Annotated in this window: 27 protein-coding genes; 14 read left to right on the top strand and 13 right to left on the bottom strand. The window is 63.4% G+C overall.

Annotated features, from left to right (window positions below):
- Positions 1 to 2: 2 nt before the first annotated feature.
- From HEP69_RS20305 to HEP69_RS20295, 3 genes are all read right to left on the bottom strand, one after another.
- Positions 3 to 608, bottom strand: coding sequence for an energy-coupling factor transporter transmembrane protein EcfT (locus HEP69_RS20305; protein ID WP_290560334.1), 606 nt, complete (start codon positions 606 to 608; stop codon positions 3 to 5).
- Positions 605 to 1282 carry an ABC transporter ATP-binding protein gene (locus HEP69_RS20300; RefSeq protein ID WP_290560333.1) on the bottom strand — a complete coding sequence of 226 codons (678 nt, stop codon included), beginning with the start codon at positions 1280 to 1282 and terminating at the stop codon, positions 605 to 607. The genes HEP69_RS20305 and HEP69_RS20300 overlap by 4 nt, the downstream gene beginning before the upstream one ends.
- Before the next feature lie 209 nt (positions 1283 to 1491).
- Positions 1492 to 2046 (bottom strand): biotin transporter BioY, encoded by a 555-nt coding sequence (locus HEP69_RS20295; protein WP_290560332.1) that lies wholly within the window; start codon positions 2044 to 2046, stop codon positions 1492 to 1494.
- Between the two features lie 387 nt (positions 2047 to 2433).
- On the opposite strand from HEP69_RS20295, the gene HEP69_RS20290 reads away from it, so the two are divergent.
- Positions 2434 to 3603 carry a pyridoxal phosphate-dependent aminotransferase gene (locus tag HEP69_RS20290; RefSeq protein WP_290560331.1) on the top strand — a complete coding sequence of 390 codons (1170 nt, stop codon included), beginning with the start codon at positions 2434 to 2436 and terminating at the stop codon, positions 3601 to 3603.
- Positions 3604 to 3812: 209 nt separating this feature from the next.
- Here HEP69_RS20290 and HEP69_RS20285 read toward each other — a convergent pair whose 3' ends face one another.
- Positions 3813 to 4334: an outer membrane beta-barrel protein gene (locus tag HEP69_RS20285; RefSeq protein ID WP_290560330.1), complete on the bottom strand. Its 522-nt coding sequence runs from the start codon at positions 4332 to 4334 to the stop codon at positions 3813 to 3815.
- A gap of 379 nt (positions 4335 to 4713) precedes the next feature.
- On the opposite strand from HEP69_RS20285, the gene HEP69_RS20280 reads away from it, so the two are divergent.
- A complete protein-coding gene (locus HEP69_RS20280) occupies positions 4714 to 6264 on the top strand; it encodes a trimethylamine methyltransferase family protein (protein WP_290560329.1) in 1551 nt (516 codons plus the stop codon).
- Positions 6265 to 6466: 202 nt separating this feature from the next.
- Here HEP69_RS20280 and HEP69_RS20275 read toward each other — a convergent pair whose 3' ends face one another.
- A complete protein-coding gene (locus HEP69_RS20275; protein ID WP_290560328.1) occupies positions 6467 to 6712 on the bottom strand; it encodes a hypothetical protein in 246 nt (81 codons plus the stop codon).
- 276 nt (positions 6713 to 6988) lie between these two features.
- Between HEP69_RS20275 and HEP69_RS20270 the strand changes: the two genes are divergently transcribed.
- Positions 6989 to 7516 carry a sigma-70 family RNA polymerase sigma factor gene (locus HEP69_RS20270; RefSeq protein WP_290560327.1) on the top strand — a complete coding sequence of 176 codons (528 nt, stop codon included), beginning with the start codon at positions 6989 to 6991 and terminating at the stop codon, positions 7514 to 7516.
- A 4-nt stretch (positions 7517 to 7520) separates the two neighbouring features.
- Here the strand turns inward: HEP69_RS20270 and HEP69_RS20265 are convergent, their stop codons facing one another.
- Together HEP69_RS20265 and HEP69_RS20260 are read right to left on the bottom strand one after the other, a co-directional pair.
- Positions 7521 to 8396, bottom strand: coding sequence for a DMT family transporter (locus HEP69_RS20265; RefSeq protein ID WP_290560385.1), 876 nt, complete (start codon positions 8394 to 8396; stop codon positions 7521 to 7523).
- A 42-nt stretch (positions 8397 to 8438) separates the two neighbouring features.
- Positions 8439 to 9098, bottom strand: coding sequence for a hypothetical protein (locus HEP69_RS20260; RefSeq protein WP_290560326.1), 660 nt, complete (start codon positions 9096 to 9098; stop codon positions 8439 to 8441).
- On the opposite strand from HEP69_RS20260, the gene HEP69_RS20255 reads away from it, so the two are divergent.
- The 3 genes from HEP69_RS20255 (at position 9097) to HEP69_RS20245 (ending at position 11187) form a co-directional block, all read left to right on the top strand.
- Entirely contained in the window at positions 9097 to 9801 is a 705-nt protein-coding gene (locus HEP69_RS20255; protein ID WP_290560325.1) for an endonuclease/exonuclease/phosphatase family protein, read from the top strand. The genes HEP69_RS20260 and HEP69_RS20255 overlap by 2 nt on opposite strands.
- A 95-nt stretch (positions 9802 to 9896) precedes the next feature.
- Complete coding sequence (locus HEP69_RS20250) at positions 9897 to 10685, top strand: DUF533 domain-containing protein (protein WP_290560324.1); 789 nt, start codon at positions 9897 to 9899, stop codon at positions 10683 to 10685.
- Between the two features lie 88 nt (positions 10686 to 10773).
- Positions 10774 to 11187 (top strand): Fur family transcriptional regulator, encoded by a 414-nt coding sequence (locus HEP69_RS20245; RefSeq protein WP_290560323.1) that lies wholly within the window; start codon positions 10774 to 10776, stop codon positions 11185 to 11187.
- 102 nt (positions 11188 to 11289) lie between these two features.
- Here HEP69_RS20245 and HEP69_RS20240 read toward each other — a convergent pair whose 3' ends face one another.
- Entirely contained in the window at positions 11290 to 12342 is a 1053-nt protein-coding gene (locus HEP69_RS20240; protein WP_290560322.1) for an AbrB family transcriptional regulator, read from the bottom strand.
- A 248-nt stretch (positions 12343 to 12590) separates the two neighbouring features.
- Here HEP69_RS20240 and HEP69_RS20235 point away from each other — a divergent pair, with 248 nt between their 5' ends.
- From HEP69_RS20235 to HEP69_RS20220, 4 genes are all read left to right on the top strand, one after another.
- Positions 12591 to 13460: a DMT family transporter gene (locus HEP69_RS20235; protein ID WP_290560321.1), complete on the top strand. Its 870-nt coding sequence runs from the start codon at positions 12591 to 12593 to the stop codon at positions 13458 to 13460.
- Between the two features lie 69 nt (positions 13461 to 13529).
- Entirely contained in the window at positions 13530 to 14807 is a 1278-nt protein-coding gene (gene eno, locus HEP69_RS20230; RefSeq protein ID WP_290560320.1) for a phosphopyruvate hydratase, read from the top strand.
- A 171-nt stretch (positions 14808 to 14978) separates the two neighbouring features.
- Positions 14979 to 15398 carry a cupin domain-containing protein gene (locus HEP69_RS20225; RefSeq protein ID WP_290560319.1) on the top strand — a complete coding sequence of 140 codons (420 nt, stop codon included), beginning with the start codon at positions 14979 to 14981 and terminating at the stop codon, positions 15396 to 15398.
- Between the two features lie 15 nt (positions 15399 to 15413).
- Positions 15414 to 16307, top strand: a complete 894-nt coding sequence (locus HEP69_RS20220; RefSeq protein ID WP_290560318.1) for a fatty acid desaturase — start codon at positions 15414 to 15416, stop codon at positions 16305 to 16307.
- Here HEP69_RS20220 and HEP69_RS20215 read toward each other — a convergent pair.
- On the bottom strand, positions 16304 to 17419 hold the full coding sequence (locus tag HEP69_RS20215; protein WP_290560317.1) for an anhydro-N-acetylmuramic acid kinase: 1116 nt from the start codon (positions 17417 to 17419) through the stop codon (positions 16304 to 16306). The genes HEP69_RS20220 and HEP69_RS20215 overlap by 4 nt on opposite strands.
- 63 nt (positions 17420 to 17482) lie before the next feature.
- Between HEP69_RS20215 and tyrS the strand changes: the two genes are divergently transcribed.
- On the top strand, positions 17483 to 18730 hold the full coding sequence (tyrS, locus tag HEP69_RS20210; protein WP_290560316.1) for a tyrosine--tRNA ligase: 1248 nt from the start codon (positions 17483 to 17485) through the stop codon (positions 18728 to 18730).
- 168 nt (positions 18731 to 18898) lie between these two features.
- Positions 18899 to 19447, top strand: a complete 549-nt coding sequence (locus HEP69_RS20205) for a sugar O-acetyltransferase (RefSeq protein ID WP_290560384.1) — start codon at positions 18899 to 18901, stop codon at positions 19445 to 19447.
- 10 nt (positions 19448 to 19457) lie between these two features.
- Here the strand turns inward: HEP69_RS20205 and HEP69_RS20200 are convergent, their stop codons facing one another.
- The 4 genes from HEP69_RS20200 to bamE all read right to left on the bottom strand — a co-directional run bounded on the left by HEP69_RS20200 (position 19458) and on the right by bamE (position 23100).
- Positions 19458 to 19859, bottom strand: coding sequence for a VOC family protein (locus HEP69_RS20200; RefSeq protein WP_290560315.1), 402 nt, complete (start codon positions 19857 to 19859; stop codon positions 19458 to 19460).
- A 37-nt stretch (positions 19860 to 19896) separates the two neighbouring features.
- Positions 19897 to 21705, bottom strand: coding sequence for an ATP-binding cassette domain-containing protein (locus tag HEP69_RS20195; RefSeq protein WP_290560314.1), 1809 nt, complete (start codon positions 21703 to 21705; stop codon positions 19897 to 19899).
- 98 nt (positions 21706 to 21803) lie between these two features.
- Positions 21804 to 22544, bottom strand: coding sequence for a GNAT family N-acyltransferase (locus tag HEP69_RS20190; RefSeq protein ID WP_290560313.1), 741 nt, complete (start codon positions 22542 to 22544; stop codon positions 21804 to 21806).
- 88 nt (positions 22545 to 22632) lie between these two features.
- Entirely contained in the window at positions 22633 to 23100 is a 468-nt protein-coding gene (bamE, locus tag HEP69_RS20185; protein WP_290560312.1) for an outer membrane protein assembly factor BamE, read from the bottom strand.
- Between the two features lie 85 nt (positions 23101 to 23185).
- On the opposite strand from bamE, the gene HEP69_RS20180 reads away from it, so the two are divergent.
- Positions 23186 to 23746 carry a DUF177 domain-containing protein gene (locus tag HEP69_RS20180; RefSeq protein WP_290560311.1) on the top strand — a complete coding sequence of 187 codons (561 nt, stop codon included), beginning with the start codon at positions 23186 to 23188 and terminating at the stop codon, positions 23744 to 23746.
- A 464-nt stretch (positions 23747 to 24210) separates the two neighbouring features.
- Complete coding sequence (gene rpmF, locus HEP69_RS20175) at positions 24211 to 24417, top strand: 50S ribosomal protein L32 (RefSeq protein WP_290560310.1); 207 nt, start codon at positions 24211 to 24213, stop codon at positions 24415 to 24417.
- Positions 24418 to 24421 lie beyond the last annotated feature (4 nt).

The raw sequence follows: 24421 nt of genomic DNA, 5'->3' as shown, positions 1-24421 counted from the left end.
TATCACCTGGGATCGGCGTCGAACCCCCTCGCCTCCATCGCGTCGGCGATGTCATCGGCCATCTTGAGCGTCCTTATGACAACCGGGATCGCCAGGGCAACAATGCTTTTCTCGATCCCCCGGGCCCTTTGCGCCTCCCTGACCTCGGCGGTGATCTGCGAAATCAGCGGGATGAACCGGATCGCCATCGAGATCACGAGGCTGATTTTCCGAGGATCGACGCCAACCCAGCCCAAGGGCTGAATGGCCCATTCCAGAGTATCGGTCATCTCGGACACGCGCGTCGTCAACGTGATCAGCGCGGCCAGCAGGATCAGGTTCATCAACCGCAAGACAACGACCAGCCCGGCCTGCCAACCATTGATAAAGGCCTGTGCGACAAAGAGGATGAGCACGATCCACAAGATCGGCCTGAGCTGAGCAAACAGGGTTTTCACCGTCATATTCGCGACCAGATAGGCCCCGCACACCAATATCAGCGCACCGCTCAGCACCACGATATCGGCCACAAAGAAAAGCGACGTACCCGCCAGCACCAGACCCAGCAGCTTGGTACCCGCCGGCAGGCGATGAAGAGCGGTCTCTCCGGGACTGTAAAGCGACATCATGGGCACAGCAGCGCCTTGTATCTGTTGATCGCGACCCTTGGCACATCATCCGCCGCGACCCGGCCGTCGTGAAAGACGATGACCCGGTCAAAATCGCCCAGCAGATCGAGATCATGTGTGACCATGACCACCGACTGGCTCAGTTCGGCAATCGCCTGTGAGATGCGGCGCTTGTTGCGCAAATCCAGAAGCGTCGTCGGCTCGTCGAACACGATGTATTTCGGGTCCATGACCAGAACGCCGGAAATCGCCAATAGCTGTTTCTGGCCACCGCTCAGAAGGTGGGCGGGATGCTGTTTGAACGCGGTCAAATCGTAGCGTTCCAGAACCGCGTCTATCCGCTGGGAGATCACGCTCTGGTCAAGTTTGAGGTTCTTCATGCCAAAGGCCAGATCTTCTTCGACAATCGGAAAGACGATCTGGTTCTCCGGGTTTTGAAACACGAAGCCAACCTTGCGCCGGATCGCCCGGGCCTGGTGCCGCGTGTTCTGGCCATCCACAAGCACATGACCCGAGGTGGGGATCTGCAAACCGTTCAAAAGCCGCGCAAAGGTGCTTTTGCCCGATCCGTTGCTGCCGATGACGCCGATGCGCCTTTCGGACAGCTCAAGGGTGACCCCCTTCAGCACGGTCAAGTCACCAAAGCGATGGGTGACATCCTGCAATTCGATCATCTCTTCGCGCACTCCGCCGCGTCGGCCTGTCTCCGCCACCTCATTGCGAGCCAGCCGCGCAAGCGCGATCTGGCCTTATGCGGCGTCGATACGTCTTGGGCACCAAGATCTGCAAGGCCTGTCTGCCTTCCGCCTCCGGTCGGCGTATCCGCCAACACCCATCCGCCTCTGCCGGGGCGCGGCCAGCGCGACCCCGCGCCGTTCCAGTCCTAGCCGTCCGACCGCTCTTCGATGATCGGATAAGACCGCTTCACGGCCAGCGCCACTGTCGTGGCGATCAAGACCTTGACGATATCTCCGGGAATGAAGGCCACCGATCCCGCCGCCGCCTGAAACAGGGACAGGTTCGCCGCTACCGCCAGCCAGCCGATCCCCAGCGTATAGAGCGCGACCACCCCGCCCAGAAACGTGTATATCGCACCGGTCCAATAGGTCAGCGTCGACCACGACCGCTCAAACAGCCAGCCCGTTACAAAAGCCGCGAGCACCCAGCCCACCAGAAACCCGCCGCTGGGCCCCAGGAACACTCCAAACCCACCGCGGCCGCCAGACAGGAGCGGAAGGCCGATCGCCACCAGAATCAGCAGCAGCGCAATCGCCAAGGCGCCCCGTTTGGCCCCCAGAATGGCACCGGCCAACATCGGCCCCAGCGATTGCGCGGTGATCGGCACCGCAAGAACAGGCACGGCAATTGGTGGAAACAATCCCAGAGCCGCGGTGACAGCCGCAAACAGGGCGACATAGACAAGGTCCTTCGTGCGCATCGGGTTCTCCTTTGATCCCGGCCCGGCTGAACGGTACTGAGGGAGGGCGGCAAAATCATTTATGTGCCGCAGCTTGGGCCCGCTTGCAATTGCTTTGAGCCGCCGCTTGGCAGTATTTCGAGGTCGCGGGGCCCGCAATCGAGCGGGTGGCGGTCGTCTCCGGCATATCGGCCGGGTGCCTGGCAGATCGGCTGCGTGCGCACCGAGCCGGATCCGATTGCAGGGTTTCTGAGGTAAACTCTGACCGCGCAGGGCGGCTGCGTGCGTCCACCCTGCCTGCAACCGCACGGATCTGCCGACGACACCCCGAGCGCGCATATCCCAAGCCGGATTGACAAGGCGCACATGCTCTGACCCTCTCCCCCGAGCAGCCAGAGGGAGGATTCCATGCAGCTCTCGACCCGTATCTCAAATCTCACCGGCGGCGGTTCGGACGGCTGGGACGTGTTCAACCGCGCCCGTGCGATGATTGCGGCGGGGGTGGATGTGACCGAACTGACCATTGGCGAGCATGACATCCGCACCGATCCCACGATTCTGGCGGCGATGGATGCGGCGGCCCGCGGCGGGCATACGGGCTATGCCTCGATCCCCGGGGTGCGGCCTTTGCGCGAACGGGTGGCGGCGCGGCTGACCGAACGGACCGGGGTGCCGACGCGGCCTGAGAACGTGATGATCACGCCGGGCGGGCAATCGGCGCTTTTTGCCGCGCATCATGCGGTCTGCGACGAGGGCGACACGGCCCTTTACATCGATCCCTATTATGCCACCTATCCCGGAACCATCCGGGGTGTGGGCGCGGTGCCCAAGGCCATTCGCACCCGCTCCCGCGAGGCGTTCCAGCCGCAACGCGATGCGCTGGAGGCCGCAGCGCCCGGCGCCGCCAGCCTGCTGATCAACTCCCCCAACAATCCCACCGGCGTGGTCTATGATCGCGCAACACTCGAAGGCGTCGCGGCGGTCTGCGCCGGCCATGACCTCTGGCTGATCTCCGACGAGGTCTATGACACCCAGGTCTGGGAGGGGACGCATCTGTCGCCCCGCGCCCTGCCCGGCATGGCCGAGCGCACATTGGTCGTCGGCTCGATGTCGAAAAGCCATGCCATGACCGGCAGCCGGGTCGGCTGGATCGTGGGGCCCGAGACGGCGGTCGATCACCTGATAACGCTGGCCACCCACACGACCTATGGTGTGGCCGGGTTCATCCAGGATGCGGCGGTCTTTGCGCTGGACCAGGGCACAGCACTGGAAGAGAAGGTCGCGGCCCCGTTCCGGCGCCGCCGCGCGCTGGCGCAAACGGTGCTGGCCAGCCAGAATACGGTGGTGCCGATCCCGTCTCAGGGCGCGATGTATCTGATGCTGGATATTCGGGCCACGGGGCTGAGTGGCGAGGACTTCGCCAATCGGTTGCTGGACGCGCATCATATCGCTGTGATGCCGGGCGAGAGTTTTGGCGCGGCGGCCGCCGGTCATCTGCGCGTGGCTATGACAATCGAGGATATGCGCTTTGCTGACGCGCTCAGAACGCTCTGCGCATTCGCGGCCGAGCAGGTCTGACCGCGCGCAACAAGACAGGCAGGGAACCCGGGCATAGCGCTTTGCCTGGGGTCTGTTTCAGGTCGGATCGCAGGGGACGGAGTGTCCGGCCTTGGGGTTGATAGCGGCTGTCACACCATGCATCGGGTATGCATATCGCCGGTGGGCAAGCCCTCTGTAATACGAGAGCCGCCCACCGGGACTTTTGTCGTCCGATTCTGTCTGGGGGCTTAGAACCGGAACGACGCACGCACGGACACGCTGGTGGCATCCGCATCGACGGCAGAGCCGTTGATGTTGTTGAAATCATGCTCAAGCACTTCAAGGCCCAGCACAGTGTTCGGGGTCACCTGATATGCAAGGCCCAGACCGACAAAGGCGCCATCATCGCTGCCCAGGGAGGTGTCGACTTCCGCCCAGCCGGCCGCCGCATAGATCAGGGTCCTGCCGATATCAAAGCCGATCGTGCCTTTGAGCCGCATCACCTCATCCACGGTCGCCGCTCCGGCACCAAGGGTCACATCGGTGCTGTCATATTCGAACTCGCCGCCCGCGACCCATTGGCCGAAATCCCAGCGATACCCGGCATGCACACCATAGGACGTGTCATCGCCACTTGCGCCGATATTGGTATCGACGTCCAGGTTTCCAGCCTGAATACCCGCATAGAACCCCGTCCAGTCGCCATTCGCCAGGGCCGGTCCGGCGCTCAGTGTGCCCGCTGCAACGGCCGCAAGAATGATCTTCTTCATTATCCGTCTCCTTCGTGTTCAAGCGCCACATCGGCGCTGCCTGCTAAACCTTGACGTTGTGCGATAGATGGCGGCGCAGGCTGCGGATTCAACACACAAGGGTTTGAGGAGATCGTGATCGGTCAACAGCCGCCGACCGGTGCGGGTCAGACGGGCCAAAACCCGCCGATGGACCAAAAACGACATGGGTCGCAAACAGGCGAGCGGGTCCGAATCCGTAGTCGCATCCTGCGTCAAACGGAGGCCACATGCAGCACGAGATATGCATCATCTGCCTGGTGATCCGCACCATCGGTGCGGACCGAGGCCGTGCCGCGCGCGGGCGACCCGATCCTGCCTGAACCCCTTTGGATTCTTCAGATTAAGCAGGACACGACCAATGACAGACCATTCCAACACCCCGACCTCCATCCGCAGCGGGGGGCGCGCTGCCCGGCGCGCCGCGCGCGCCGCCCCTCTGGCCGATCATCTGCGCCCGATCCGCCCCGGCATGTCAGGCGGCACCTACGCCCCTCTGAGCGCGGAAGGCGTGGAGCGTATTCACCGCGCCGCACTGGACGCCCTGGCCGAGATTGGCCTTGCCGATGCCCCCCAGAGCGGCATCGCCTATCTTACCCAAGCAGGTGCCGTTCTGGGCGATGACGGGCGCCTGCGCTTTCCGCACGCTCTGGTCGAGGACACGATTGCCGCGGCCAACCGGCAGATCACACTGATGAGCCGCGACGGCGCGCATGATCTCGATCTGAGCGGCACGCGGGTGCATTACGGCACCGCCGGGGCTGCCGTGCATATGGTGGATGTCGACGGACGCACCTATCGCGAATCGACTTTGCAGGACTTGCACGATGCCGCGCGCATCGCCGATCGCCTGGACAACATCCATTTCCTGCAACGCCCGATGGTGGCGCGCGACGTGCTCGACAATCTGGAGATGGACCTCAACACGATCTATGCCTGCTGTTCGGGGACCACGAAACATGTCGGCACATCGTTCACAGAACCGTCTTTCGTGCCCCATGCGCTGGAGCTGCTGCATCTGATGGCAGGCAGTGAAGAGGCCTGGCGCGCCCGCCCCTTCGTGTCCAACAGCAACTGTTTCGTCGTCCCGCCGATGAAGTTCGCCACCGAGAGCTGTCAGGTGATGGAGGCCTGTATAGAAGGCGGCATGCCCATCCTTCTGCTGAGTGCGGGACAGGCCGGAGCGACCGCCCCCGCCCCGATCGCGGGCGCCATCGTGCAGGCCGTCGCGGAATGCCTGGCCGGTCTGGTCTACGTCAACGCCGTCAAACCGGGGCACCCGGCAATTTTCGGCACCTGGCCCTTTGTCAGCGATCTGCGCACCGGGGCGATGTCCGGCGGATCGGGGGAACAGGCGCTTTTGACCGCCGGTTGCTCTCAGATGCATAAATTCTACGGCCTGCCCGGCGGATCGGCGGCGGGCATCGCGGATGCCAAGCTGCCCGACATGCAGGCCGGCTGGGAGCAGGCCACGTCCAATGTCATGGCGGGGCTTTCGGGGCTGAACATGGTCTATGAGGCGGCGGGCATGCATGCCTCCCTGCTGGGATTTTGCCATGAAAGCCTGATCCTGGGCGATGACCTGATCGGTCAGGCGCTGCGCTGTGTGCGCGGGATCGAAGTGACCGAAGATGCGGTGAGCCTTGAAACGATACGGTCGGTCTGCCTGGACGGACCGGGGCACTATCTTGGCTCTGTACAGACGTTGCAACTGATGCAGACCGAATATGTCTATCCGGCGGTGGCGGATCGCACCTCGCCCAAGGAATGGGCCGAGATCGGCAAGCCCGACCTGATCGCGCAGGCCCGTGCCCGCAAGGAGGCTATTCTGGCCGACCGGGCCTCGGCGCGGCTGGATCCCGATACGGATGCCCTGATCCGGAGCCGGTTCAACATACACCTGGTCGCCTGAGCGCGGTGCCCGCGCCTGTATCTGCGGCGGCGGCCGAGCCCCGGGGGGGATGAATGCGGCGTCCGGCACTGGGGGCTGCCGGACGCCGCGCTTTGGTCCTGGGCCCTCCCGACCAGCCTGTGTTCGCTGTGGCGTGGCCGCGTGGGGGTCAGACCGGTTGCGCGCCCGGTCATGCCGCCGGGCGCGCAGTGAGCCGTGAGTGTCAGCCCTCCGACGGGGGCATCATTCCTGCCTCTTGTGCGGCGACGACCTCATCATCGTCGAGCGCCCCGTCCGCGTTCACATCCATCGCGATGAACGCTTCGGCGGTGATATCGGGATAGACGGCCTGCACCTCGTCGATGGTCAGAACGCCATCCCCATTCGCATCAAGCTCTGTCGCGGCAAATGCTGTCGCGGGCAGTGCCAGACCAAAGGCAGCGATCAGGGTCAGTACGGTCTTCTTCATGGTGTCCTCCTGGTTTTTGTTATGAAGGCGGTTGCTCGTGCCTTCACCGAATATGACGGGATTTGGGCACTTTGCGTCCCACCTCATTTCAACCATTCCGTGCCGCACGCCATTGTCTGCCGACCTTTTCTCTGGCCTTGCGCGGAGCCCCGCCGAAAAAGCCCCAATTTAAGGACAATTGAGGCAATCGGCGGAAAACAGCGTCTTTTCAGCGCCGCATTCCTGACCAGACTGAAGGGGACAGATGGGAATTATGTCCAGATCAAGGAGGCTACGATGTCGCTGCCACATATCATCACTCTGCCAGACGAGCTGACCCAGATCCTGCCCCTGCTCAACCATAGGGCGCGAAACCTCTGCGATAATCCGACCGATGCGGCCGATCTTGCGCAGGAGGCCGCGCTCAAGGTTTGGCAACGCTACCAGAGCGGCGGCGAAATCGCCGATCCGCGCGCCTATGCCATGACGACACTGCGCAACCTCGCCCGCGCCGCCTGGCGCGCGCACCGCGAAACCGACGAGTTGGCCGAGGATATGGTGACAGCGCCCCCAGACGCGCCCCGGCTGATCGCCTGTGCCGAACTGCGCGAGGCCATCGACCGCCTGCCCGAGGATCAGGCCATCCTGCTGCGCCTTGTGATGACCGGTGAGACCAGCCCGCGGATCCTGGCCAAGCGCACCGGGGTGCGGGCAGGCACGGTGATGTCCCGTCTCGCCCGGGCCCGGGCCCGGCTGCGCCAAGAAATGGGCATGAGCGAGACCTGTTCGGTCACCACGCTCTTTGAGGAAATGCCGGTGGTCTGACCGCTCACTTGCGGTTGATCAAGACCAATCCAAGGGTCACCAGGCCCAAGGCGAACCATGTGCTCAACGCCACCCGCTCGCCCAAAAGCGCCCACCCCATAAACACCGCCAGAACCGGTGACAGGAAACTGAACGAGGCCACCCCCGACGCAGGATAGCGCGCCAGCAACCAAAACCAGAACAAGAACCCAAAGCTGGCGATGCACAGGATCTGAAACGCAAGACCCCACAGGTGGATCGCCTCCACCTCGCGAAACAGGTCGCCCGTTACCGGGGCGACCAGCAACAGAATCGGTGCCGAGATCGCAATCTGCCAGAAAAGCTGGATTTCCGGCCTGACCTGCGACAGCGGCGTCAGGCGCACGGTCAATGCGATCCCGGCCCAGCACATCGCGGCAAAGACGCCCAAGAGATCGCCCTTGAGACTGGCCGAACCGCCCCCCCGGTCCAAGAGCGCCAGCGTCACACCGGCCATCGCAATGCTGAGGCCGACCACGCGTTTGCCGGTCAGCGCCTCGCCCGGCAACAAAAAATGCCCGGCAATCGCCAGCCAGACGGGCATCGAATAAAGCATGATCGAGGCGCGCGCGACGGTGGTGATATCAAGCGCGGTATAGATCGCCATGAACTCCACCGCAAAAAGCACGCCAACGATCACACCACCCAGATGCGCCGATTTGGGCGTGGTCAGTGCGATGCCCCGCAACCGCATCCAGATCAACATCACGGCAATTGCGCCCAGCGACCGCAAACCGGCCATGAAGATCGGGCCGAACCCGCCTCCCGAGACCTTGATCACCACCTGATTGAACGCCATCAGAGCGGCGAACCCGATGAGCATCACCGCGCCCGCGGCATCGACATGCGCTTTTCTTTCCATGGCGCCATGTGGAGAGCGCGGCGCGATCAGTGTCAAGCGCGCTCAGTATCTGTCGGTGCGTCGCTTTGGTTGCGCCTTTCCGAAAAAGCGCGGATTTCTTTCGACAAATTCTGCAATCAACGAGGCCAGGAAGGCCCGTTCGCGCCCGATCAGGTAAAGATACCCCACCGCTGCGGCCAGCAATGCACCCACAAGATTGACGATCAGATCTCCCATCGTATCGTTCAACCCGGATTTCTGCATATTCAGGCCAAAGCCCTGATCCATCGCGAACTCGAACACTTCCCAGACCGTGCCGATGAAGATCGCAAAGCACATGCTGAAAAAACACAAAGCGATATGGGGGGCAGCAAATCGATCGCCCTGAAACATCATGAACACCGCGACAAACCCGATCAGACCGAACCCAACCGCCGAGCCGCCATGCAGCGCGATGTCCCACCACCAGAACCGGTTGTAGAAATCCAGAACCTCGCCCAAGAATAGGGTCGCAAAGACGAAAAGCACAATCGCCGTGATAAAGGTGCGCGGCACCACCAGACCCGCATAGCCCGCAACCAGAACCGGCATGATGGAGACCACGAGCGTGATCAATGCGACAAAGGCTATTTCCCAATTTCCGCTCACAAGGGCGGCCATTGAGGCCATCAGACAGGCCGTCCAGATACACCATGTCAGAATGGCGTGATCGGTAAACCGCATGACCCAGCTCCCTTCGCGCGCGATCCGCGTCGCCAGCTATAACATACAGAAATGTATTGGTACCGATCTCAGACGCAAGCCCACCCGTATCCTGCGCGTGCTGCGCGCCCTGGGCGCCCAGATCGTCACCCTGCAAGAGGCCGACAAACGGCTGCCGCCACGCCCGGCCGCCCTGCCCGCCTTTGCGCTCAGGGACGAAGGCTGGCAGATCGTGCCTTTGGGTGGGGCGGGATCGCTGGGCTGGCATGGCAACGCGATCCTCTATCGGGGCGGACCCGAACTGATGCGTGCCGATCGGCTGATCCTGCCGGGGCTGGAGCCGCGCGGCGCGGTCCTGGCCGAGTTTGAGACACCGCTGGGGCGCCTGCGCGTGATCGGCCTGCATTTGGGGCTGGTGGCGCAGTGGCGCAGGCGGCAGCTGCATGCGCTGATGCGGCTCAGCGCACCGCGCGATCCGGTGCCCACCATCTGGGCTGGCGACTTCAACGATTGGGATCGCGGCCCGTTGCTGGATCGCGCCGCACCGGCGATGCATTTCCTGCCCCCCGATCCCAGCTTTCCGGCGCCTGCCCCGGTGGCCCCGCTCGACCGCATCGCGGTCTCTTCGGGCCTGCATGTCAGCGCTCATGGCGTCCACACGGCCCGGCCCGCGCGCATCGCCTCGGATCATCTGCCAATCTGGGCCGACCTGACCCGCGCCTGACGCAAATCCGCGCGGTTGCCGGGTTTTCGCTTTGTCTCTCGACCGTCTCTGACACTCTGAACCGCAGATATGCAGCAATACGACGGAGAGACGGAATGAGCTTGATGGGAACTCTGACAAAGGTGGCGATCGGCTATGCCGCCGCGCGCGGTATCGACAAGATGTCAGGCGGCGGCGGGCTGGCCGCGCTTTTTGGTGGCGCCCAGGTACCCGGCGATACGGCACAGGCGGGCCAGCCTCCCGGCTTTGCCGAGATACAACAGAGGATGGGGCAGATGGGCGCCGGGGCCATGGGCAACCTGTCCGAGATGATGGCGGGCCTCAGCAAACCGGGCGGCTTCGATCTTGCCGCGATGATGGGTGGCGGCAGCGACGGAGGCAAGGGCGGTCTGCTCAGTGCCGCGGCCGGTGCGGGCGGCGGCGCGGGCATCGCCGGTCTGCTCGGCGCCCTGGGCGGGGCAGCCGCGATGACCGGTCAGGGGGCGGCACAGATGGCCGATGCCATCAACCCGCGTGAGACCGTACCCCAGATGGAAGAGACAGCCGCGCTCCTGTTGCGCGCGATGATCCAGGCGGCCAAATCCGATGGCGGGATCGACGCTGATGAACAGGCCAAGATCCTTGAAACCCTGGGCGAGGCCGATGCCGAGGATATGGCCTTTATCCGCAGCGAACTCGCAGCCCCCATGGATGTGAATGCGCTGGCCGCCCAAACCCCCGAGGCGCAAAAGACGCAAGTCTACGCGATGTCGCTGATGACCATCCGCCTCGATGCCCAGGCCGAGGCCGACTATCTCGATACGCTGGCCGCTGCGCTGGGTCTGGATCAGCAAACTGTCAACATGGTGCACATGCAGATGGGTGTGCGCCCGCTCTATTCCTGAGCCGCGCTTCGCAGTCGGGCTGGCCATGCCCGCCCGGCTCGGCTACATCACAGGCCCAACCGACCAAAGCGGTACTCAGAGGGGTTTCATGCCGGACACGATTCTGTCGCGCAGTGTGGCCAAAGGCCTGCGCATCACAGGGCAACGACGCACCATCGCGCAAGTCCTCGAAGAGAGCGACGACCACCCCGATGTGGAGGAACTATACGCCCGTGCCAGCGCGGTCGATCCCAAGATCTCCATCGCCACCGTCTACCGCACCGTAAAGCTGTTTGAAGAGGCCGGGATCGTCGAAAAGCTGGAATTCGGCGATGGCCGCGCGCGCTACGAAGACGCCGAGCGGGATCATCACGACCATCTCATCGACATGAACTCCGGTCAGGTGATCGAGTTCGTCGATGCGGAAATCGAAGAGCTTCAGGAGAAGATCGCCCGCAAACTCGGCTATGAGCTGCGCGGCCACCGGCTGGAGCTTTACGGCGTGCCGCTGAAAAAGGGCTGATCTCCGGCAACCCGACCAGGCCCGAACCCAGCCCGCTTCTTCTCGCGTCAAATACGGGGGGAGCGCGCAGCGCGGGGGCAAAGCCCCCAAATCGGCGCCACGCTATACCGCCGAGCCGCGCCGTGCCCGCGACAGCATCAGCGGAATGAGCCCGGTCAGAAACATCAGCCGCGCCACATGGGCCGCGGCCACAAAACCGGGGTTCGCTCCCAGAACGGCCCCCAGCGCAATCATTGTCTCGAACCCGCCCGGAGCAAAGGCCGCAAGCACGGTCACCTGCCCCAGGCCCAGCCCATAGGCCACCGGCACCGCAACCAGCGCCGCAATCCCCGAAGCCAGTGCCGTCACCGCCAATCCGGCCCCGAGCCCCGCGCGCAAGGCCGCCATGCCAAGACCCGAAAACCGGGTGCCGATCAGCGCGCCGATGGTCACGAAGGCGGCCGTGCCCAGCACCGGATCGATGCCGCCCGTAACCCATCCCGCACCATGGCTCACCCCCGAGACCAGCATCGCCCCGATCAGCAGGGCCGCGGGCAGCCGCAACCAGATCAGCACAAGTCCCAGCAGCAGCGACACCGCCATCAGCACACCAAAGATCAGCGGCGACAGGGTCACACTGCCCGTCAACGGGTTGCCGGTGATCTCGACCCCCAGCACCCGCGCGACAAGCGGCACGATCAACGTGATCGCCAACAGCCGGACCGCCTGCACGACCGTGACGCGCAACGCATCGACCCCGCCCTCCAGGCTCAGGCCCATCACAAAACTCAGATGTCCCGGCGCCGCTGCCAGCACGGCAGTGCGCGCATCGAACCCGAACCCGCGCTGCAACAGGGCCTGACAGCTCACCATCATCACCACGACCAGGACGCCGAGCGCCACGAATGCCAACGGCCACCGGACCATCGCCGCCGTGGTCTCAGGCGTGACCGTGCTGCCAATCCCGACACCGATCACCAGAAACGCCAGATCGCGCAGCCGGGGATGGATATCCATCCGCAAACCGCCCAGCCCCGCGAGACAAACCGCCAGCGCCGAACCCGTAAGGAGCGCCGCAGGCAATCCGACCAGCGTGCCGATCCCGGCACCTGCCGCCGCCACGAAGGCAGTCCCCGCCGTGGCCCGCCAGCTATCGAGAATTCCGTTTACCTTCATGCCACTGCCTCTAGCATGTGATGCCCTCGCTCCGCCACCCGCACCTGCCCGAGGACCGCAGCCGCAGGCGCAGGGACGAGACGACAACAACGACCCCGCAGGGGTCTCCTTCAAACACCGGCGGATCAAGGGCATCCCCTCCGGTCAGGCACGGGACATCCGATGCCGATCACGCCCGCTTGCCCCGCCCGCCGGGTTCGGGCAAGGACGGCGCAAGAGCCAGACAAGCGTCGCGAAAAGGACCACAGATGGAGAATTTGCGCGGCGCCGCCTGGATGACGCTGGCCATGCTGGTCTTCGCCATCGAGGATATGTTCATCAAACTGCTGTCCGAGGCATTGCCCACCTGGCAGATCATCGCGATCATCGGCGCAGGCGGAGCATCTGTCTTTGGCCTGGCCGCGAAATGGCAGGGTCAGGCTCTTTTTCCGGCCGCGGCGCTCTCTGCGGCGGTTCTTGTGCGCAACACAGGCGAATTGGTCGGATCTTTGGCCTTTGTCACCGCGATTGCGCTGATCCCGCTCAGCTCCGCCTCCGCGATCCTCCAAGCGACACCGCTCGTTGTCACCCTTGGGGCCGCCCTTTTTCTGGGCGAAGCGGTCGGCTGGCGCCGCTGGACGGCGATCCTCGTGGGCTTTGCAGGTGTCTTGCTGATCATCCGGCCCGGCCTGGAGGGGTTTGACATCCGGTCGCTCTTTGCCGTGCTGGCGGTCATCGGGCTGGCGCTCCGCGACCTGGCCACCCGCCGGATCCCGGCAACGGTCAGTTCCATTCAGCTCAGCTTTCTTGCCTTCCTGACTTTGGTCCCTGCCGCCTTTGGCCTGGCCTGGGCCACCGGCGCGCCCGCCGTGCAGCCTCAAGGGCTGCATTGGGCGCTGATCGGCTGCACCATCAGTTTTGGCGTCTTGGCCTATTATGCCATTGTCACGGCCATGCGCGTGGGCGAGATTTCCTTTGTCACACCGTTTCGCTATTCGCGCATCCTTTTCGCCCTGATCATCGGGATGGCGGTCTTTGGCGAGCGCCCCGATGCCCTGATGCTGATCGGCGCGGCCTTTGTCGTAAGCTCTGGCCTCTTCACCCTCTGGCGTGAGCGCAAACATCGCTCTGCGGCGTAACCTCCCCTTTTCCTTGGGAGTTTCGCCCGGTAAGAGGCGCCCAAAGCGCATTTCCATATAGGCTCCCCCATGACAACCATCATCGACATTTTCGCCCGCGAGATCCTCGACAGCCGGGGCAACCCAACGGTCGAGGTTGACGTCACGCTTGAAGACGGCACGCAGGGCCGCGCTGCCGTGCCCTCCGGTGCCTCGACCGGCGCTTATGAGGCGGTGGAAAAGCGTGACGGCGATGCCGCGCGCTATCTCGGCAAAGGCGTGCAGGAGGCGGTCGCATCGGTGAACGGAGAGATTGCCGAGGCGCTCGTCGGGTTCGACGCCACCGAACAGCAGGCCATCGACGCCACCATGATCGAGCTGGACGGCACCGACAACAAGGCACGCCTGGGCGCCAACGCCATTCTGGGCGTGTCGCTGGCCACCGCCAAAGCCGCGGCCGACGCCACCGCGCAACCGCTCTACCGCTATGTGGGCGGGACGGCCGCGCGCATCCTGCCCGTGCCGATGATGAACATCATCAATGGTGGCGAACATGCCGACAACCCCATCGACATTCAGGAATTCATGATCATGCCGGTCCGCGCGGAGACGATCCGCGACGCGGTGCGCATGGGGGCAGAGGTGTTTCACACCCTCAAAAAAGAGCTGTCGGCGGCTGGTCTTTCCACCGGGATCGGGGACGAGGGCGGCTTTGCGCCCAACATCGCCTCCACCCGAGAAGCGCTTGATTTCGTTTTGAAATCCATTGAAAAGGCGGGATATGCTCCCGGCGAGGATATTCACCTCGCCCTCGATTGCGCGGCGACCGAGTATTACAAGGATGGACATTATGTTCTGTCCGGTGAGGGCAAAACCCTCAGCAGCGATGAGAATGTCGCCTATCTGGAAGCTCTGGTGAATGACTATCCGATCATCTCCATCGAAGACGGGATGGGAGAGGACGACTGGGATGGCTGGAAGGCCCTGACCGACGCCATCGGCGACAGGGTCCAACTTGTCGGGGACGATCTGTTCGTAACGAACCCAGAGCGCCTGGCCGACGGAATCGCCCGTGGCTGTGCCAATTCCATGCTGGTAAAAGTCAATCAAATCGGAACTTTGTCGGAAACTCTTAAAGCTGTCGATATGGCCCACCGCGCCCGCTATACCAATGTGATGTCGCACCGCTCGGGCGAGACCGAGGATGCCACCATTGCCGATCTGGCCGTGGCCACCAATTGCGGTCAGATCAAGACAGGATCGCTGGCCCGCTCCGATCGGCTCGCCAAGTACAACCAGCTCATCCGCATCGAAGAGCAGTTGGCCGAGACCGCTGAATATGCGGGACGGTCGATCCTGCGAAGCTGAGCCCCTGCGACGGGCGGGCGTTCAAGATGATACACTGGGCGAGACAGAAGGCGTGATCGGTGCGCGATGCGGCGATCTGCAAAGCGGTATCCATCCGCTTTCTGGCCAGAACGACACCGGCGTGCCCTGCATACCCTTGCAAGGGTCGCGCGGTGGGCGCAGGTTGCGATCATGACAGCCGATGACATCATCAAGCACCTGAACCTCGCCCCCCATCCGGAAGGCGGGCATTATCGCCAAACCTGGGTCGCGGACGGTCCGGGACGACCGTCGGGCACTGCGATCTACTTCCTGCTCAAGAACGGCGAACGGAGCCACTGGCACAGGGTCGATGCCACCGAAATCTGGCTTTACCATTCCGGTGCGCCGCTGGTGTTGTCGTTGAGTGCGACGGATGAAGGCCCGGCGCAGGATCATCTCCTGAGCCCGGATCTGATCAAGGGCAGCCCGCAGATCATTGTGCCCACTGGCCATTGGCAGGCCGCAGCCACCACAGGCGCCTATACGCTGGTCAGCTGCACGGTCAGTCCGGGATTTCAGTTCGACGGCTTCACATTGGCGCCACCCGGCTTTGACATTCCGCGCAGCTAGGGCATTCTGCCCGGCATGGATCATGTGACGTTCCTCAAGACGATACCGCCCGCCCGAAAAGCGGCGCTGACGGAACGCTCGGACACAGCCGGTCTGCGCCATCTTGCCCTGCATCTGGGCGCGCTTGGCCTGTGCGGCATGGGCATCGTGCTGGGCGTTCCGGGATGGCCGCTTCTTGTGCTGTTTCATGGTGTCTTGCTGTGTTTTTTGTTCACATTGGCCCATGAATGCACCCATCAGACACCGTTTCAGACCCGATGGATCAACGAGGTCGCAGGTCATGTCAGCAGTGCTGCCGTGGGAATGAGCTTTACGTGGTTTCGATATTTCCACCTGGCGCATCACAAACACACCAACGATCCCGAGCATGACCCGGAATTGGCCGACGGCCCGCGACCGCAGAGCTGGCAGGCCTATCTGATCTATCTTTCGGGCTGGGGATATTGGTCGGGCACTGCGCTTGTCTTGTGGCGGCTGGCACGGGGCGCGCCGCTGCCAGGATATCTGCCCGCGCGCCAGATCCCCCGGATGCGGCGTGAGGCGCGGATGATCCTGGCGCTTTATGCGCTGGCGCTGGCCAGCCTCACGGTGTCTCCTGCTGTATTCTGGCTGTGGGTCCTACCGGCGCTGGTCGGCCAGCCGGTTCTGCGGCTCTATCTGCTGGCCGAACATGGGCGCTGCCCGCCAGTGGCGGATATGCTAGAGAATTCACGCACCACCTTTACCAACAGGCTGGTGCGCGCGGTGGCGTGGAACATGCCGTATCATGCCGAACATCACGCCTTTCCGAATGTGCCGTTTCACCACCTGCCAGACCTGCATGCCGATCTGGCAGCACATCTGAAATCCACATCGAACGGATACACGGAATTCACCCGCGACTATCTGGGCGATCTCACCGCCCGCTAGGGTCGGCTGATCACACCACCCCCCACCGCCGCGCGAACCCCCGTTGTCGAGGGGCAGGACGTAGGCAGGCCGCGCAGCACCCGGACCGCGAGGAAGGCGAAGGCCTGCGCCTCCAGCATGTCGCCATCGAGCCCGATCGCCTCGACCGGGTCCACGGGACAGCCGGTGGAGACGCGCAGCATCTCCATCAGAACCGGGTTCTGACGCCCGCCCCCGGTGACCAGAACCCGGGTCGGTGGCTTTGGCAAATGCTCGATGCCCTGTGCCACGCTGGCCGCGCACATGGCCGTCAGGGTGGCCACCGCATCGGCATCAGACAGCTCGGACACCAGGCCGATCATCTCGGGAAAATCATTTCGGTCGAGCGACTTAGGCGGGATACGCGCAAAGTACGGCTCGGCCAGAAACAGCTCCAGCGCTCCGGTCTCGACGGTGCCGGTCCGGGCCAGGGCACCATCCTGATCCATCGCAAGCCCGCACCGCGCCAGCATGAAATCATTGACCGGCGCATTGGCGGGCCCGGTGTCAAAGGCCAGAAGCGCGCCCGCCTCCTCGGGCGCATCAAAGGCCGGATCGACATAGGTGATGTTGCCGACCCCACCCAGATTGAGAAAACAAACCGGTTCGGTCGCACCACTCCATTTGGCACAGGCGAAGTGGTAAAACGATGCCAGCGGCGCGCCCTCGCCCCCCAACCTCACATCGTCGCTGCGGAAATCCCAGACGACCGGCAGCCCCAGAGCCTGCGCCAGAGCCGCCCCATGGCCGACCTGCAAAGTGCCGCGCCCGCGCGGATCATGGGCCAGCGTCTGGCCGTGAAACCCCACCAGATCGATACCGTCAAAGCCTGCCAGCGCCTCTTCATGCGCTGCGGTCACGACGGCGGCTGCGTAGTCGACCGGATCTCCCATCCAGTGACCCAGCCCCGCGCGCAGCACCGCGCGCTCCTCATCCGAATAGGGTCTGTATCGGCTGGGCCCAAACCCCATGATCCGGTGTCCATCCGTCTCGATCACGGCCGCATCGACCCCGTCGAGGGAGGTCCCGCTCATCGCGCCCAGAACGCGCATCATCGCGCCTGGGCCGGTCTTTGCCGCGCTGGCCTTATTCATGGCCTTTTCCTTTGCCCGTTGCCCGCCTATAGAGTGCCCCGCAACCGCAACCCGAGGCAAGTCATGACCTATCACCCCAAATCGGACTTTATCCACGAGATCACGCAGCGGGGGTTCATGGCCGATTGCACCGATCTGCAAGGTCTGGACGAGCGGTTCGCAAGCGGCGTGGTCACCGGATATATCGGGTTCGATCTGACCGCGACCAGCCTGCATATCGGTAACCTGGTGCAAATCATGCTGTTGCGCTGGATGCAACGGACCGGACACCGGCCGATCACCCTGATGGGGGGCGGCACGACAAAGGTCGGCGATCCATCGGGCAAGGACGAGATGCGCAAGATGCTCTCGGTTGACCAGATCGAAGAGAACGCGAACGGGATCCGCAAAGTGTTTTCGCGGTACATCTCCTATGGTGACGGGCCCACGGATTCGCCGCTGGTGAACAATGCCGAATGGCTCGATAAGCTCGGCTATATCGATTTTCTGCGCGATATCGGAAAACATTTCACGATCAACCGGCTGTTGGCATTCGAAAGCGTGAAATCCCGGCTTGACCGCGAACAGGCGCTGTCCTTCATCGAGTTCAACTATATGCTGTTGCAAGCCTATGATTACCTTGAGCTTTACCGCCGCTATGGCTGTATCCTGCAAATGGGTGGATCGGATCAATGGGGCAATATCGTCTCGGGCGCTGACCTGATCCGGCGGGTTGACGGGGGCAATGCGTTCGGGCTGACCACACCGCTGGTCACACGCGCGGATGGCAAGAAGATGGGCAAATCCGCCGATGGCGCCGTCTGGCTGAACCAGGAGATGATGGCACCTTATGAATTCTGGCAATGGTGGCGCAACGTGCCGGATGCCGATGTGGGAAAGTTCCTCAAGATGTTCACAGAAATACCGATCGACGACTGCAACCGCCTGGGCGCGCTTGCGGGATCCGAGGTGAACGAAGCCAAGATCATCCTGGCCAATGCGGTCACCTCGCTCTGCCATGGGCCGGAGGCGGCCGAAACCGCCGAAGCCACCGCGCGCGATGTCTTTGAGAAAGGCGGCGTCGGAGAGGATCTGCCCACGCTGGAGCTGACCGGAGACGATCTGCCGCTCTCTATCGTGCAGGTGATCGTGCGTGCCGGGCTGGCCAAGTCAGGTAAGGAGGCCAAACGCCTGATCACTGAGAATGGCGCGCGGATGGACGATACTCCGCTTACCGATGCGGGGCTGATGCTGGACGCCGGAGCGCTTTCATCCCCAATCAAGCTGAGCGCGGGCAAGAAGCGTCATGCATTGGTGCAGTTGCAAGGCTAGCGCCGCGCGCAGACGGGGTAGAATGAAACACAGACAGATCGCCTTTGTGATCCCCAACGCTTTCCCGTCTGGCCATGGGACCTTATGCGGCGCGGAGACAGGCTATTGCGCCACAGCCGTTTTACCCAATGGTCGGGTACTGCGCGCCTGCAACACCGTAAGGGTGCGATAATGCCGTCGATGCGGGAAAAAATGCAGGCGGGCGCATGGTATTGCTGCCTGGACACGGAGCTTGAGCAGCTGCGCGATGACGCCCGTCTTGCTGTGCATCAGCACAATACGCTGCCCCCGGATCAGCGCGGACCCATGGCCCCGGCCCTGCGCGCGCTCCTGAACTCGGTTGGGAAAGACTGCTTTATCGAGGCGCCGGTGCATCTGGCCTATGGCTTTAACCTCAGCTTGGGGAATGCGGTCTATATCAATGCGCAATGCGCGATCCTGGATACCGCACCGGTGCGGCTTGGGTCGGGCACCATGCTGGGGCCTGCCGTCCAGATCTACTGCGCGCAGCACCATCTGGATCCGGTCAAACGCGCCGCCGGGCTTGAGATCGCCTCTCCCGTCACCATCGGCACCGATGTCTGGATTGGCGGTGGGGCGATCATCCTTCCGGGCGTGACCATCGGCGACGGCGCCATCGTGGGGGCCGGAGCCGTGGTCACCCGCGACGTGGCGGCGGGCGCCCGCGTCATCGGCAACCCGGCGCGCGCGCTCTGAGAGCAGCCGGTTACGCGTCGACCGGGCGGGTTCCGATGTCTTGCGCCAGCAGAACCAGATAGCCATCGGGATCCTGCACCATGACCTCGCGCTTGCCGCCGGTGATATCGCCCCAGCGCCGCCACACGTCACGCGGGCCCTCGAACAAGGGCCAGTCGGCCCCTTTCAACCGTGCGATCACTGTGTCCAAATCCGTGATGAAGATCTGAAACACCGCGCCACGGCCAAACGGGCGCTGCATCCGTGCCACCTCCCAATCGGCATGCCGCGCGCACAGCATGATCTGTGGCCCGTCATGGCGTTCAAGGTAGGCAAAGCCCTCTTCGGGGCGCCGATAGGCGATGGCAAAGCCCAGCAGATCACACCAAAATCCCAGACTGTCCTCGGGGCGGCCCACATAGAGCTCTGGCACAAGAGGGGCCCATCCCCCTTTGGGCGGTTTCCCGAACTCAGCCACCGGCCTTGTCTTCCAGCATGAGCCAGTCTTCTTCCGCAGCCGACAGCTTTTGCTGGCGTTCCACCAGTGCCTCTGTCGCCTTTTTGAACTTGACCGGCTCGCGGGTGTAAAGCTCCGGGTCGGCCAAAAGCTGTTCCAGCTTGCCGATCTCAGCCTCCAGCCGCTCGATCTGGGCAGGCAACGCCTCCAGCCGGTGCTTTTCGGTGAAACTCAGACCAGTCGCGGTTTCGCGGCGAGGCTTCTCGACCTTGGATCTCGCCGATTTCGCATCCGCGGCCTCGCGCACGGCCACGGTGCCTTTCTGCGCCTGATAATCGCTCCACCCCCCGGCATAGATGGTGGCGCTTCCGTCCCCCTCCATCGCAACCGTCGTCGCCGCAACCCGGTCCAGAAAATCCCGGTCGTGACTGACCAGAAGAACCGTGCCGTCATACTCCCCCAGAAGATCCTGCAAGAGATCCAGTGTCTCCACATCCAGATCATTGGTCGGCTCGTCAAGGACAAGCAGGTTCGAGGGCCGCGCCATGAGCCGCGCCAGCAGCAGCCGGGCCTTTTCCCCCCCCGACAGCGACCGAACCGGCGCGCGCGCCTGGCGTTCGTCAAAGAGAAACTCCTTGAGATAGCCCACCACATGTTTGGGCTGACCGCGCACCATCACCTGATCGGCCTTTCCCGACACGCGCATCCCAGGATCGCCGGTCAGGCTGTCCCAAAGGCTCTGATCGGGGTCGAGCTGCGCGCGCGCCTGATCGAAAACCGCACTCTCCAGCCCGGTGCCCAGCTTTACGGTGCCGGTATCCGGCGCCACCTCACCCAAGAGCATTTTGAGAAGCGTCGTCTTGCCCACACCGTTTGGCCCGACAAAGGCCACGCGGTCGCCGCGCATCACCGTGACCGAGAATGGCTTCAAAATGATCTTTTCGCCATACGCCTTTGAAATAGCATCCGCTTCGATCACCTTGCGGCCGGATTTTGGCCCCGCATCAAACGCCATGCCGGCCGTTCCGGCCCGGGTAATCTGGGCCGCCCGCTCGGCCCTGAGGCCCTGCAGGGCGCGCACGCGGCCCTGGTTGCGCTTGCGCCGGGCCGAAATTCCTTCGACGGCCCATCGCGCCTCGGCCTTGATCTTGCGGTCGAGCTTGTGACGCTGGAGGTCTTCTTCCTCCCAAACCCGGTCGCGCCAGGCCTCGAAGTCGGAAAATCCTTTTTCCTGCCGCCGCACGACACCCCGGTCGATCCACAGTGTTGCGCGCGTCAGCGCCCGCAGGAACGCACGGTCGTGGCTGATCAGAACAAAGCCCGTACGGGTCGCGCGCAGTTCGGCCTCAAGCCAGCCAATCGCTTCGATATCCAGATGGTTGGTCGGCTCATCGAGCAGCATCAGATCCGGTGCCCGCGCCATCAGCCCGGCCAGAGCCGCGCGTCGACGTTCCCCACCGCTGGCAGTGGCCACCGGCCGATCGGGATCGAATTTCAGCCCCTCGCCTGCGCGTTCCACCTTATAAAGTTCACCAGGTTCCAATCCGTGGGCGGCAAACGCCCCCAGCGTGTCGAACCCGCTCATGTCCGGATCCTGCTCCATATAGCCGACCGAATGTCCGGGCGGCACGATCACCTCGCCCCGGTCCGGCTCGACCAGACCCGCCATCACCTTCATCAGTGTTGATTTGCCCGATCCGTTGCGCCCCACAAGCGCCACGCGATCTCCGGGCTGGATCACTGCCGACAAACCGTCAAAGACCGGCTCTCCGCCAAAGGTGAGAGAGAGATCGTTGACTTGCAAAAGGGGGATACGTGCCATGGCCCGCAGCTAAGCCCGGCAGGCGGGAAGGTCAAGAAACCGCGTGTCTTTCCGCTCCTATGTGGCGCGCGACACCTGTCGGTGCCGGTGCGCCAAGGCTAACCCGCCACGGCACGCAAAAGCCGCTTGCGGGCATCGGGAATCGCCCCGATCTCGAGCCCTGTGAACACATGCAGCGTGTTCATCTGCCGGTCGACGACCGCATGATCGCTGACCCAGCCGCCCATGAGCAGATAGGTCCTGAGCAAGGGCGGCATGCCCAGCATCGCCTTTTTGACGTCCGGCTTGCGCCGCAGCCGCGCGGCAAAGCGGAACACATCGGGCGCCTTGACCCGGGGCAGCCAGCGTTTGGGCGCGAGATGGCGTGCCTTGAGCATCGCAAAAGCATCGAGATAGGCCGCCGTCTCGGTTCCGGCAAAGGACGAGCAGCCAAAAAGCATCTCAACCCCATTGTCATCGACAAACCCCGTCATCGCGCCCCAGGCCACCCGCAGGATGTCGGGGTCGTGCCAGTCGGGATGGATGCAGAACCGACCCAGCTCGACCATCCGGCCCTCGAAGTCCTGCAACGCCGAGAGGTCATAAAACTGCGACGCATAGCTCTGGGCCAGCTCGGAGCCGCCCTCCAGCATCAGCATCCGAAAACAGCACACCAGCGTGCCGGTGGCGACCTCGTCGATCAGGATATGCGCGCACGCTGCGTCAAAGGCATCGCCATCCGTTTGTGCCGTGCGGAATGCCAGCGTCCGCAGCGCCATCGCGGCCTCCCGGTCTTGCGGGGTTTCGGCCAGCCTTGCGGCAAAGCGGCCCCGGCGCAGCAAGGGGATGTCTCTTGGCATGATCGTTCCCGGCCTGTCCTTGGGAAAAACCTAACTGACCTGCCTGCTACCGCACAAGCGATGACACAGCCGTGACAGACCGCAAGGCTTAGTCAATAAACTGGCTTGGGTTGAAACGGCCGAGATTCCCCAAGAGCTGCCGCAGGAAGCTTTGGTTCGAGACCGAGCTTTCGGTGACACGGCGGGTCAGGCGCACGGTGCGGCCGTCTTGCAGCCCAAAGCGTTCGATATTCTCGACGACGCCGCTCTGGGTAAAGCTGATTGCAACCAGCTCGCGCTCGACCACGCGGGGTTCGCGCAGACCCTGATGACGCACCCGGGAGCGGACATAGTAATACCCACCCTCGTTCAGAACACCGGCCGAGGACGGCGTGCCCACCGTTTCCGCGACACTGTCGCGGGTGTCGATACCAACGACAATCTCGGCAAGATCCTCTTCTGAGGGCACATAGCCGTGATTGCGATAGGTCGAGGCGCAACCGGCCAGTGTCAGGGCCAGCACGCCCGCCAGACCCCAGCGGGTCATCTGTCGCAGCGCGTGTGCGGATCGTTTCATCGGTGCCCCTTGCCTCGTCTCGCCATGGCTTTTATCCCAATTACAGAAGGAACGCCCCCGGTTCAAGAAACGAAAGTGTCCGCCCATGTCAGCGCAATCCTCTGCCTTTGATCCCAAACGCCCGATCTACAGGCTTTCCGACCTGCCGCAGGGCAAGCCGACGCGCTTTGATCTGAGCCCGGATGCGCAGGATATGCGCGCCCTGGCAGAGGAGCTTGAGCTGAATGCCCTGCGCAAACTGCGTTTCGCCGGTGAGATCCGCGCGACCGGCGAAACCGATTGGCGGATCGACGCCAGATTGGGCGCCACGGTGGTGCAGCCCTGCGTGGTGTCGCTGGAACCGGTAACGACCCGGATCGAGACATCCGTCACACGCCACTATGTGGCGGATCATGTCGAGCCGGACGCCGCAGAGGTCGAAATGCCCGAAGACGACACGGTCGAACCGCTGCCCCATCAGATCGACCTGACCGCCGTCATGGCAGAAGCCCTGGCGCTCAGCATTCCCGCCTATCCCAGAAAAGACAGCGCCGAAACGGTCCAGGCCGTCTTTACCGAACCCGGCAAGGCCCCGCTGACCGATGACGATGTGCGCCCCTTTGCGGGTCTTGCCGAGCTCCGCGACAAGCTGGAAGGCAAGGAGTGAGACCGCCATGCGACCCAAACCTCAATCAGGGTCCAGCCGCGTCAGCGCCTGTCCGTCGGATGGCGCCGCCCCCCCCCTTCGCTGGGCGATATGATATGCCGGCCAAACACCTCTTTCGCTCTGCTCAACGCATGGTGCCTGCCCAGGCGCCAAACCGGCAGGATGGCTGGGGTGCAGGCGCGACGGCCTGGCGCCCCTGTTTCCTGGCACCATAGCCCCTTGAATCGCGCGTCGATTTGGTGACGGGCCATGAACGACCTTTCCCCGCCCGCGTGGAGATGCCCAAAAAAACGTCTTGCGGAAACCGGGAAACTGCGTATTTTCGCGCCTTCACGCATTTAGGGTTGGACAAGGCGCAGGCTCAGGCCTAAACGCTCGTCACGCCACATCGGCAAAGCTATAGAAATCCCGCCGCTCCGGTCCACCGGGACCCGTGCAGGCCCGAACAGAATGAAGGTTGAGACATGGCCGTCCAACAGAACAAAGTATCCAAATCGCGTCGCAACAACCGTCGTGCGCATGATGCGCTGGTGGCCGCGAATCCCAACGAATGCCCCAATTGCGGCGAACTCAAGCGCCCGCATCACGTCTGCGCGGCCTGCGGCCATTACGGCGACATGGAAGTCGTCCCGATGACCGACGAGATCGACCTGGACGAAGACGCGGCCTAAGACG

Origin of the sequence: Aestuariivita sp., assembly GCF_021404545.1 — a bacterium.
Taxonomy (GTDB): domain Bacteria; phylum Pseudomonadota; class Alphaproteobacteria; order Rhodobacterales; family Rhodobacteraceae; genus Aestuariivita.
This window is presented reverse-complemented; position numbering and strand designations above follow the sequence as displayed.

Bases quoted from the DNA above. Each gene is read 5' to 3' on its own strand.
- HEP69_RS20295 (WP_290560332.1), bottom strand. From the start codon at position 2,046: ATGCGCACGAAGGACCTTGTCTATGTCGCCCTGTTTGCGGCTGTCACC.
- HEP69_RS20275 (WP_290560328.1), bottom strand. From the start codon at position 6,712: ATGAAGAAGACCGTACTGACCCTGATCGCTGCCTTTGGTCTGGCACTG.
- HEP69_RS20270 (WP_290560327.1), top strand. From the start codon at position 6,989: ATGTCGCTGCCACATATCATCACTCTGCCAGACGAGCTGACCCAGATC.
- HEP69_RS20180 (WP_290560311.1), top strand. From the start codon at position 23,186: ATGTCAGCGCAATCCTCTGCCTTTGATCCCAAACGCCCGATCTACAGG.
- HEP69_RS20190 (WP_290560313.1), bottom strand. From the start codon at position 22,544: ATGCCAAGAGACATCCCCTTGCTGCGCCGGGGCCGCTTTGCCGCAAGG.
- HEP69_RS20305 (WP_290560334.1), bottom strand. From the start codon at position 608: ATGATGTCGCTTTACAGTCCCGGAGAGACCGCTCTTCATCGCCTGCCG.
- HEP69_RS20255 (WP_290560325.1), top strand. From the start codon at position 9,097: ATGACCCAGCTCCCTTCGCGCGCGATCCGCGTCGCCAGCTATAACATA.
- HEP69_RS20225 (WP_290560319.1), top strand. From the start codon at position 14,979: ATGACAGCCGATGACATCATCAAGCACCTGAACCTCGCCCCCCATCCG.
- bamE (WP_290560312.1), bottom strand. From the start codon at position 23,100: ATGAAACGATCCGCACACGCGCTGCGACAGATGACCCGCTGGGGTCTG.
- HEP69_RS20280 (WP_290560329.1), top strand. From the start codon at position 4,714: ATGACAGACCATTCCAACACCCCGACCTCCATCCGCAGCGGGGGGCGC.
- HEP69_RS20245 (WP_290560323.1), top strand. From the start codon at position 10,774: ATGCCGGACACGATTCTGTCGCGCAGTGTGGCCAAAGGCCTGCGCATC.
- tyrS (WP_290560316.1), top strand. From the start codon at position 17,483: ATGACCTATCACCCCAAATCGGACTTTATCCACGAGATCACGCAGCGG.
- HEP69_RS20250 (WP_290560324.1), top strand. From the start codon at position 9,897: ATGAGCTTGATGGGAACTCTGACAAAGGTGGCGATCGGCTATGCCGCC.
- HEP69_RS20215 (WP_290560317.1), bottom strand. From the start codon at position 17,419: ATGAATAAGGCCAGCGCGGCAAAGACCGGCCCAGGCGCGATGATGCGC.
- HEP69_RS20240 (WP_290560322.1), bottom strand. From the start codon at position 12,342: ATGAAGGTAAACGGAATTCTCGATAGCTGGCGGGCCACGGCGGGGACT.
- HEP69_RS20235 (WP_290560321.1), top strand. From the start codon at position 12,591: ATGGAGAATTTGCGCGGCGCCGCCTGGATGACGCTGGCCATGCTGGTC.
- HEP69_RS20260 (WP_290560326.1), bottom strand. From the start codon at position 9,098: ATGCGGTTTACCGATCACGCCATTCTGACATGGTGTATCTGGACGGCC.
- HEP69_RS20300 (WP_290560333.1), bottom strand. From the start codon at position 1,282: ATGATCGAATTGCAGGATGTCACCCATCGCTTTGGTGACTTGACCGTG.
- HEP69_RS20220 (WP_290560318.1), top strand. From the start codon at position 15,414: ATGGATCATGTGACGTTCCTCAAGACGATACCGCCCGCCCGAAAAGCG.
- HEP69_RS20265 (WP_290560385.1), bottom strand. From the start codon at position 8,396: ATGGAAAGAAAAGCGCATGTCGATGCCGCGGGCGCGGTGATGCTCATC.
- HEP69_RS20290 (WP_290560331.1), top strand. From the start codon at position 2,434: ATGCAGCTCTCGACCCGTATCTCAAATCTCACCGGCGGCGGTTCGGAC.
- HEP69_RS20195 (WP_290560314.1), bottom strand. From the start codon at position 21,705: ATGGCACGTATCCCCCTTTTGCAAGTCAACGATCTCTCTCTCACCTTT.
- HEP69_RS20285 (WP_290560330.1), bottom strand. From the start codon at position 4,334: ATGAAGAAGATCATTCTTGCGGCCGTTGCAGCGGGCACACTGAGCGCC.
- eno (WP_290560320.1), top strand. From the start codon at position 13,530: ATGACAACCATCATCGACATTTTCGCCCGCGAGATCCTCGACAGCCGG.
- rpmF (WP_290560310.1), top strand. From the start codon at position 24,211: ATGGCCGTCCAACAGAACAAAGTATCCAAATCGCGTCGCAACAACCGT.